8 protein-coding genes and 2 pseudogenes are annotated in these 8,249 nt (G+C 48.5%); 6 read left to right on the top strand and 4 right to left on the bottom strand.

Annotated elements, in window-relative coordinates; translation table 11 throughout:
* Together ACUU1M_RS17255 and smrA are read left to right on the top strand one after the other, a co-directional pair.
* A pseudogene (locus ACUU1M_RS17255) lies at positions 1 to 112 on the top strand (hypothetical protein); the annotation flags it as partial.
* Between the two features lie 253 nt (positions 113 to 365).
* The gene (gene smrA / locus ACUU1M_RS17250) at positions 366 to 929 is read left to right on the top strand and encodes a DNA endonuclease SmrA (protein WP_001046816.1); all 564 of its coding nucleotides are present in this window, start codon (positions 366 to 368) and stop codon (positions 927 to 929) included.
* Positions 930 to 949: 20 nt separating this feature from the next.
* On the opposite strand, the gene dgcM is transcribed toward smrA, so the two are convergent.
* Complete coding sequence (gene dgcM / locus ACUU1M_RS17245; protein WP_005074712.1) at positions 950 to 2,182, bottom strand: diguanylate cyclase DgcM; 1,233 nt, start codon at positions 2,180 to 2,182, stop codon at positions 950 to 952.
* A 193-nt stretch (positions 2,183 to 2,375) separates the two neighbouring features.
* On the opposite strand from dgcM, the gene ydaN reads away from it, so the two are divergent.
* From ydaN to dbpA, 4 genes are all read left to right on the top strand, one after another.
* Positions 2,376 to 2,423 (top strand): protein YnaN, encoded by a 48-nt coding sequence (ydaN, locus tag ACUU1M_RS17240; protein WP_211180494.1) that lies wholly within the window; start codon positions 2,376 to 2,378, stop codon positions 2,421 to 2,423.
* Positions 2,424 to 2,436: 13 nt separating this feature from the next.
* The gene (gene zntB / locus ACUU1M_RS17235) at positions 2,437 to 3,420 is read left to right on the top strand and encodes a zinc transporter ZntB (RefSeq protein WP_000387377.1); all 984 of its coding nucleotides are present in this window, start codon (positions 2,437 to 2,439) and stop codon (positions 3,418 to 3,420) included.
* Positions 3,421 to 3,694: 274 nt separating this feature from the next.
* On the top strand, positions 3,695 to 3,868 hold the full coding sequence (gene ynaL, locus ACUU1M_RS17230) for a proline-rich small protein YnaL (RefSeq protein WP_001296046.1): 174 nt from the start codon (positions 3,695 to 3,697) through the stop codon (positions 3,866 to 3,868).
* 29 nt (positions 3,869 to 3,897) lie between these two features.
* Positions 3,898 to 5,271: an ATP-dependent RNA helicase DbpA gene (gene dbpA, locus ACUU1M_RS17225; RefSeq protein ID WP_000123769.1), complete on the top strand. Its 1,374-nt coding sequence runs from the start codon at positions 3,898 to 3,900 to the stop codon at positions 5,269 to 5,271.
* A gap of 128 nt (positions 5,272 to 5,399) precedes the next feature.
* Here the strand turns inward: dbpA and ttcA are convergent, their stop codons facing one another.
* The 3 genes and pseudogenes from ttcA to ompN form a co-directional block, all read right to left on the bottom strand.
* Complete coding sequence (gene ttcA / locus ACUU1M_RS17220) at positions 5,400 to 6,335, bottom strand: tRNA 2-thiocytidine(32) synthetase TtcA (RefSeq protein WP_000081423.1); 936 nt, start codon at positions 6,333 to 6,335, stop codon at positions 5,400 to 5,402.
* A gap of 175 nt (positions 6,336 to 6,510) precedes the next feature.
* Positions 6,511 to 6,945 (bottom strand): universal stress protein UspF, encoded by a 435-nt coding sequence (uspF, locus tag ACUU1M_RS17215; RefSeq protein ID WP_001295593.1) that lies wholly within the window; start codon positions 6,943 to 6,945, stop codon positions 6,511 to 6,513.
* A gap of 140 nt (positions 6,946 to 7,085) precedes the next feature.
* A pseudogene (gene ompN, locus ACUU1M_RS17210) lies at positions 7,086 to 8,215 on the bottom strand (porin OmpN).
* Positions 8,216 to 8,249: the final 34 nt, after the last annotated feature.

The following is an 8,249-nucleotide window of genomic DNA, read 5'->3' as shown; positions in this document are numbered from 1 at the left end:
TAATCGCAGTAGAAGTGACCAGACATCGGAAATACTGGCTTCAACCAAATTATTGAGTCAATTGATGCTGAGGGAGGCGCAAACTATGGCATTTTCGGTACCTTTCTGCTAATCAGTGGTCTGTTATTTATCGCATTTTTGTTGGTTCCTGCTATGAATAAATCATCCTGATCGGAGCCTGTGCTGAATTAAACTCGGGCTAAACTGTTCGATACTGCTAACAGGCTAGTATAAAATGCCCCGCCTGCGCAGATACTCACAGGTATGAAGTAGAGTATTGTTTCAATCTGTGAAGGGAACGATGCAGTAAGTATGAACAATTAACCCGTCTGAATCACGACGTGTGAAGGTGCATAGGAGGTTACATGAACCTTGACGACAAATCGCTGTTTCTTGACGCCATGGAAGATGTCCAGCCGCTGAAACGTGCTACAGATGTCCACTGGCATCCAACGCGTAACCAACGTGCGCCGCAGCGTATCGACACGCTGCAGCTTGATAATTTCCTCACTACCGGATTTCTCGACATCATCCCGCTAAGTCAGCCGCTGGAGTTTCGGCAGGAAGGGTTGCAGCATGGGGTGCTGGATAAGCTGCGCAGTGGTAAATATCCGCAACAGGCGAGCCTGAATCTTTTGCGCCAGCCGGTGGAAGAGTGCCGCAAAATGGTGTTCAGTTTCATTCAACAAGCCCTGGCGGATGGTTTGCGTAATGTGCTGATTATTCATGGTAAAGGGCGGGAAGATAAATCACATGCCAATATTGTCCGCAGCTATGTGGCGCGCTGGCTGACCGAATTTGATGATGTTCAGGCATATTGCACCGCGCTACCGCATCATGGCGGCAGCGGGGCGTGTTACGTCGCACTACGTAAAACGGCGCAGGCGAAGCAAGAAAACTGGGAGCGCCACGCTAAGCGCAGTCGTTGATCTCGAGACGCATCCGCGGCTTATGCCGCCAGCACGCGGTTGCGTCCATCATTTTTCGCCCGATACAAAGCATCATCAACGCGTTTAAACAGTTCATCGATGCTTTCATTTCCTTCGTGATGCGCCACACCAATGCTGACGGTAAAGCGTGGTAAGCACGAAATACTCACTTTTGCCACGCTTACGCGGATAGTTTCAGCCAGCGAAAGCGCGGTATCCAGTGGGGTTCTTGGTAGCAATAAGACAAACTCTTCGCCTCCCCAACGAAACACCAAATCGCCTTTGCGAGCGCAACTTTCGAGGGGGCGGGCGAGGGCGCATAACACCTCATCACCTTTAGAATGCCCATAGAGATCGTTAATGTGTTTAAAACGATCGGTGTCGATGAGCAACAAGCTGTAATCCTGAGCGATGGCGAGATGCTGCATTTGGCCTGGTTCCGTAATGTGATAAAACTGTCGCCGATTCAGTAACCCGGTCATCGCGTCATGGTGAGCAGCATGTTCCAGCTGCTCCTCCAGCCGTTTTTGCTCAGTAATATCATGCACAATACATAACATGAGCTTGTCGCCATAAATTTCAATCGGTCCGGCATAGGTCTGCACATGACGAGTAGATCCATCCGCCAGTTTATGAACAAAATTCAAAGGGTTATGACCGCCGGGTAAATGCGAAATTTCATGCATGATAGGCATGACGCGACGCCCAAGCATATTTATTTCCCAGGTATGTTTCTGGCACATCGTTTCATGGTTATAACCATAGAAATTGAGCGCGGCGAGGTTAGCATCGACGATTTGTCCATCTCGTGACGGGTCAATCAACAACATTGGTGCAGAGTTAGTCAGAAAAAAGCGCGCATAAAAACCTTGTTTTTTGCGCTGATAATTTGCCGAGCGACTGGCTTTTAAACCCAGCGTTGCCGGCGCTTCGATACCTTCGAAAATAATCACCGGTTCTGTTTCTGTCAGCTCTCGCAAAACAAGCCGACAGCTTAATGCTGTTTCCTCTTCTTTACGCTGAACAGTGAGGATTTCGATAATATCGTGTTGGTTTTGCAGATCGGAGAGGTATTTCGGCAGTTCTTTTTGTGAGGAGACGGAATAGGGGCCGGTTCGTAGCTGACTAAACGTGAGGTCTTGCATCAACAGTCGCGCCGCGCTATTGGCATAAATTAACTGTTCCTCAAAGGGCGAAACAATCCAGACAGGACTGGTGAGTAAGTCCAGGGTATTGAAGTTGTGCGTAATCATTGAGATCCCGTTATTTTTATCAATTTTTGTTGCTATCCGATCGCAAAAAAGCCACGTCATATGATCAGATAATTCTGATAATGATAGACGCTATTTAACACTTCACACGGTTTGTATACGGAAAAGCATTTTGCTTTTTGTATTCAATTTAGACAGAATTTTATTAATCATTTCAGGGTAATGGGGTGATGAGATGTTGCGTAACAGGGCCAGAAGGCTAGACTACAAAATAATGCGTTGATGATGGAGGCACTGTGGAAGCGATTAAGGGATCGGACGTTAATGTCCCGGATGCAGTATTTGCCTGGATGCTGGATGGTAGAGGCGGCGTTAAACCGCTGGAAAATACAGATGTGATTGATGAAGCGCATCCCTGCTGGCTCCACCTTAATTATGTACACCATGATAGCGCCCAATGGCTGGCGACAACACCGCTGCTTCCCAATAACGTACGTGATGCGCTGGCGGGCGAGAGCACACGGCCCCGAGTCAGCCGTTTCGGTGAAGGCACGCTGATTACATTGCGCTGTATAAACGGCAGCACCGATGAACGCCCCGATCAACTGGTCGCCATGCGTGTATATATGGACGGGCGGTTAATTGTTTCGACCCGACAACGCAAAGTGCTGGCGCTGGACGATGTGGTGAGCGATCTGGAAGAGGGCACGGGTCCGACCGATTGCGGGGGATGGCTGGTGGATGTGTGCGATGCGTTGACCGATCATTCCAGTGAATTTATCGAGCAGCTGCACGATAAAATTATCGACCTTGAAGATAATCTCCTTGATCAGCAAATTCCACCGCGTGGATTCCTGGCTCTGCTGCGCAAACAATTAATTGTGATGCGTCGCTATATGGCACCGCAACGTGATGTTTATGCTCGTCTTGCCAGTGAACGTTTGCCGTGGATGAGCGATGACCAACGCCGTCGGATGCAGGATATTGCCGATCGCCTTGGGCGCGGCCTTGACGAAATCGACGCCTGTATAGCACGGACTGGCGTGATGGCGGATGAAATCGCTCAGGTGATGCAGGAAAATTTAGCTCGTCGTACCTATACAATGTCGTTGATGGCAATGGTCTTTTTACCCAGTACCTTTCTGACCGGGTTATTTGGCGTCAACCTTGGTGGGATCCCTGGCGGCGGGTGGCAATTCGGATTTTCAATTTTTTGTATTCTGTTAGTTGTTCTTATTGGTGGTGTTGCTTTATGGTTGCACCGTAGTAAATGGTTGTAACAAAAGCAATTTTTCCGGCTGTCTGTATACAAAAACGCCGCAAAGTTTGAGCGAAGTCAATAAACTCTCTACCCATTCAGGGCAATATCTCCCTTGCAGGTGAATGCAACGTCAAGCGATGGGCGTTGCGCTCCATATTGTCTTACTTCCTTTTTTGAATTACTGCATAGCACAATTGATTCGTACGACGCCGACTTTGATGAGTCGGCTTTTTTTTGCCTGTTATTTATCAGCGTCTACCCTTTAAGAGTCCACCCAATGACCGGAGGGAAATATGACGACACTTATTTATTTGCAAATTCCTGTCCCTGAACCGATTCCTGGCGATCCTGTTCCAGTGCCCGATCCGATCCCTCGCCCACAACCCATGCCTGACCCACCACCCGATGAAGAACCGATTAAATTGTCGCATCGTGAGCGTAGATCTGCGAGGATACGCGCCTGCTAACTTTGCGTCGATGACCACGAGAATAGATTGTGACCGCTTTTTCTACCCTGAATGTTTTGCCTCCCGCCCAACTCACGAACCTTAATGAGTTGGGTTATTTAACCATGACGCCGGTGCAGGCCGCCGCGCTTCCGGCGATCCTTGCCGGAAAAGATGTTCGCGTGCAGGCGAAAACCGGCAGCGGCAAAACGGCGGCTTTTGGCCTCGGCTTGTTACAGCAAATTGATGCGTCGCTATTTCAAACCCAGGCTTTAGTGCTGTGTCCTACGCGTGAACTGGCGGATCAGGTGGCAGGTGAATTGCGTCGGCTGGCGCGTTTTCTGCCAAATACCAAAATTTTGACGTCGTGCGGTGGTCAACCGTTCGGTATGCAGCGTGATTCGTTGCAACATGCGCCGCATATTATCGTGGCAACGCCGGGTCGTTTGCTGGATCACTTGCAAAAAGGCACGGTATCACTGGATGCGCTGAATACTTTGGTGATGGATGAGGCCGACCGCATGCTGGATATGGGATTTAGCGATGCCATTGATGATGTCATCCGTTTTGCGCCTGCATCTCGACAGACGCTTCTGTTTTCGGCAACCTGGCCGGAAGCCATCGCCGCAATCAGCGGACGAGTGCAACGCGATCCTTTGGCGATTGAAATTGACTCAACAGATGCTTTGCCACCCATTGAACAACAATTTTATGAGACATCCAGTAAAGGCAAAATTCCTCTGTTGCAACGGTTATTAAGCTTGCATCAGCCATCCTCTTGTGTGGTGTTTTGCAATACCAAAAAAGATTGCCAGGCTGTCTGCGACGCGCTGAATGAAGTAGAGCAAAGTGCATTGTCGTTACACGGCGATCTGGATCAACGCGATCGCGATCAGACCCTGGTACGTTTTGCTAACGGTAGCGCCCGTGTACTGGTTGCGACTGATGTTGCTGCGCGTGGTCTGGATATTAAATCGCTTGAGCTGGTGGTGAACTTTGAGCTGGCGTGGGACCCTGAAGTTCATGTACATCGCATCGGTCGTACAGCTCGTGCAGGAAATAGCGGTCTGGCGATCAGTTTCTGTGCTCCGGAAGAAGCACAGCGGGCCAATATCATTTCTGACATGTTGCAGATAAAACTTAACTGGCAAACGCCGCCAGCTAATAGTTCCATTGTGACGCTGGAAGCAGAAATGGCAACGTTGTGTATCGATGGCGGGAAAAAAGCCAAAATGCGCCCGGGTGATGTATTAGGTGCACTGACAGGAGATATCGGGCTTGATGGCGCAGATATTGGCAAAATCGCCGTGCATCCGGCGCATGTCTATGTCGCGGTCCGTCAGGCTGTTGCTCATAAAGCATGGAAACAGTTACAGGGCGGGAAGATTAAAGGAAAAACGTGCCGGGTGCGGTTATTAAAATAATGAAATGTTGAATTGCCGGGTGCAAGAGTAAACATCTTATTCGGGATTGCCGGATGCGACGCTGGCCGCGTCTTATCCGGCCTCCATAAGAGTAGCCCGATACGCTTGCGCATCGGGCGCTATCTTGGTTATTTCACTTCAACCACATTCAGCCGTAACTCATCCAACTGATTTTCATCTTCTTCTGGCTGCCAGCCCGCCGGTTGTAGTGGGATCTCTTCGCGATCAAACGCCAGATCACCCCCGTTAACCACTTCAGAACCGTGGGTAATGCCTTTGAAATCGAACAGGTTGGTATCGCACAGATGCGACGGCACCACATTCTGCATCGCGCTGAACATCGTCTCGATACGCCCTGGATAACGTTTATCCCAGTCACGCAACATGTCAGCAATCACCTGACGTTGCAGGTTAGGCTGTGAACCGCACAGGTTGCACGGAATAATCGGGAACGCTTTTGCATCGGCAAATCGCTGAATATCTTTCTCGCGGCAGTAGGCCAGTGGACGAATAACGATATGTTTGCCATCATCGCTCATCAGTTTCGGAGGCATACCTTTCATCTTGCCGCCGTAGAACATATTTAAGAACAACGTTTGCAGGATATCGTCACGATGGTGACCCAACGCGATCTTCGTCGTCCCCAGTTCCGTTGCGGTGCGATAAAGGATACCGCGACGTAGCCGAGAACACAGTGAGCAAGTGGTTTTGCCCTCTGGAATCTTCTCTTTCACGATACCGTAAGTGTTCTCTTCAACAATCTTGTACTCAACGCCCAGCTTTTCAAGATACTCGGGCAGAACGTGTTCCGGGAAGCCCGGTTGCTTTTGATCGAGGTTAACAGCCACCAGCGAAAAATTGATTGGCGCGCTTTGCTGCAAATTGCGCAGAATCTCCAGCATGGTATAGCTGTCTTTACCCCCGGAGAGGCAAACCATGATGCGATCGCCTTCTTCAATCATATTGAAGTCAGCAATGGCTTCGCCCACGTTACGACGCAGACGTTTTTGTAATTTGTTCAGGTTGTATTGTTCTTTCTTACTAATTTCTTGATTTTGCGACATTTAAAAGCGACTCAATTCGTTATATGGCATCAGAAGAGTATGCGTCATGCCGGAACGCCCAGCATAAGAAATCTGATATAAAAACTGTGGCGTGTATGGTACGGATTAGAGGGGAAAATGTCAGCACATTTGCGAAATGAATCAAAAAGCCCGCAGCAATGTGCGGGCGTTAGTGTCAGCGCACAACCAGCACGGAGCACTCTGCGTGACGCACTACAGCTGCGGCGTTGGAACCGAGCAGATAAGTGGTGATATCCGGTCGATGGGAAGCAATGATGATCATATGAGCGGGGATCTTCTTCGCCAATTCCAGAATGCGGTCTTTGGGCGAGCCTTCCTCAACATGGACATGCACTCTGTCGGTTGGCAGTTTAAATTTTTTAATGATCTCTTCCAGTTGCGATTTGGCTTCCGCTTTCAGGTCATCCATTGCCGGTAATTCTGCGGAATACGCTAAACCCAGAGAGGCATAGTAGGGCAGTGAAGGTATTACCGTCAGGAAATGAACCTCTGCATCATCAATCTTTGCCTCTGCCTCAACGTGGCTAATCACGCGTTGAGTTAATTCTGAATCTGAAATATCGATAGGGACAAGAATCGTTCTGTTCATAAAACCTCCTGTTTTAGTATCCGCATAAAGTGTAACGCCAGATGACACTTTTTGTGTAATGACGGAGTTCACATTTTTAATTTAGATCAAAGGAGGAAGAATAAGCAGAAAAAGCCCGCCATAACAGCGGGCAGGAGGATTTAGAGCTGATAAACCAGACCTAAAGCGACAATATCATCGGTAGAGATGCCGTTGGCAGCGTAGAAACTGTCATCTTCATCCAACAGGTTGATTTTATAGTCAACATAGGTGGACATGTTTTTATTGAAATAGTAAGTTGCGCCAACATCGGCGTATTTAACCAGATCTTTATCATCAACACCTGCCGGGTTGTCTGCACCACCAGCAGCGTGAAGGTCACGGCCTTTAGACATCAGGAAAGAGACTGCCGGACGCAGACCAAAATCAAACTGGTACTAGTAACTTCAAAGTTCTGGGTTTTGTTCGCAACTGCATAATCGCTGTCGCCAAACGGGGTCATATTACGCGTTTCTGAATACATGGTTGCTAGGTAAATATTGTTAGCATCGTATTTTAGCCCAGCAGTCCACGCGTCTGCTTTATCACCACCCGCCGCAGTATGGTTAACCTGGTCATTGGTGCGGTCAGAAGAGGTGTATGCCGCACCAGCGCTAAAGCCCATGCCTAAATCATATGTTGTGGAAAGACCCCAGCCGTCACCGTTTTCATGACGAACATCGCGTTCGTTATTGGTGCCTTCCTGACCATTACTGGCTCCTTCGTTGTTACCTTGATACTGCACCGCGAAGTTCAGACCATTTGCCAGACCGAAGAAATCAGTATTACGATAAGTCGCGACGCCATTGGCTCGACCAGTCATAAAGTTGTCTGCATTGGTATAAGAGTCACCGCCAAATTCAGGCAGCATATCGGTCCAGCCTTCGATGTCGTACATTACGCCATAATTACGTCCGTAATCGAAAGAACCGTAATCTGCAAATTTCAGTCCGGCAAATGCCAGACGGGTCCATGACTGGTTTTTTGAAGATTCAGTGTTGTTTGCCTGAATATTGTATTCCCATTGACCGTAGCCAGTAAGTTGATCGTTAATTTGGGTTTCGCCTTTAAAACCCAGACGCGCATAGCTCTGGTCGCCATCTTTCGCTGAATTATCAGAAAAATAATGCAGGCCATCAACTTTGCCATACAGATCTAATTTGTTGCCGTCTTTATTATAAACTTCGGCTGCATGTGCAGCACCTGCGGCGAGCAGGGCAGGAATTAAAAGTGCCAGTACTTTTCTTTTCATTGAATAAATCCTTTAGTTATTTTATTTGCCTTTT

The organism is Shigella sp. SIG6 (genome assembly GCF_053555815.1).
The sequence above is the reverse complement of the archived record's forward strand: the minus strand, read 5'-3'. Positions and strand labels throughout refer to the sequence as shown.

Excerpts from the sequence above, each read along its gene's own strand:
- uspF (WP_001295593.1), bottom strand. The coding sequence starts at position 6,945 with ATGAACAGAACGATTCTTGTCCCTATCGATATTTCAGATTCAGAATTA.
- ttcA (WP_000081423.1), bottom strand. The coding sequence starts at position 6,335 with ATGTCGCAAAATCAAGAAATTAGTAAGAAAGAACAATACAACCTGAAC.
- dgcM (WP_005074712.1), bottom strand. The coding sequence starts at position 2,182 with ATGATTACGCACAACTTCAATACCCTGGACTTACTCACCAGTCCTGTC.
- smrA (WP_001046816.1), top strand. The coding sequence starts at position 366 with ATGAACCTTGACGACAAATCGCTGTTTCTTGACGCCATGGAAGATGTC.
- ynaL (WP_001296046.1), top strand. The coding sequence starts at position 3,695 with ATGACGACACTTATTTATTTGCAAATTCCTGTCCCTGAACCGATTCCT.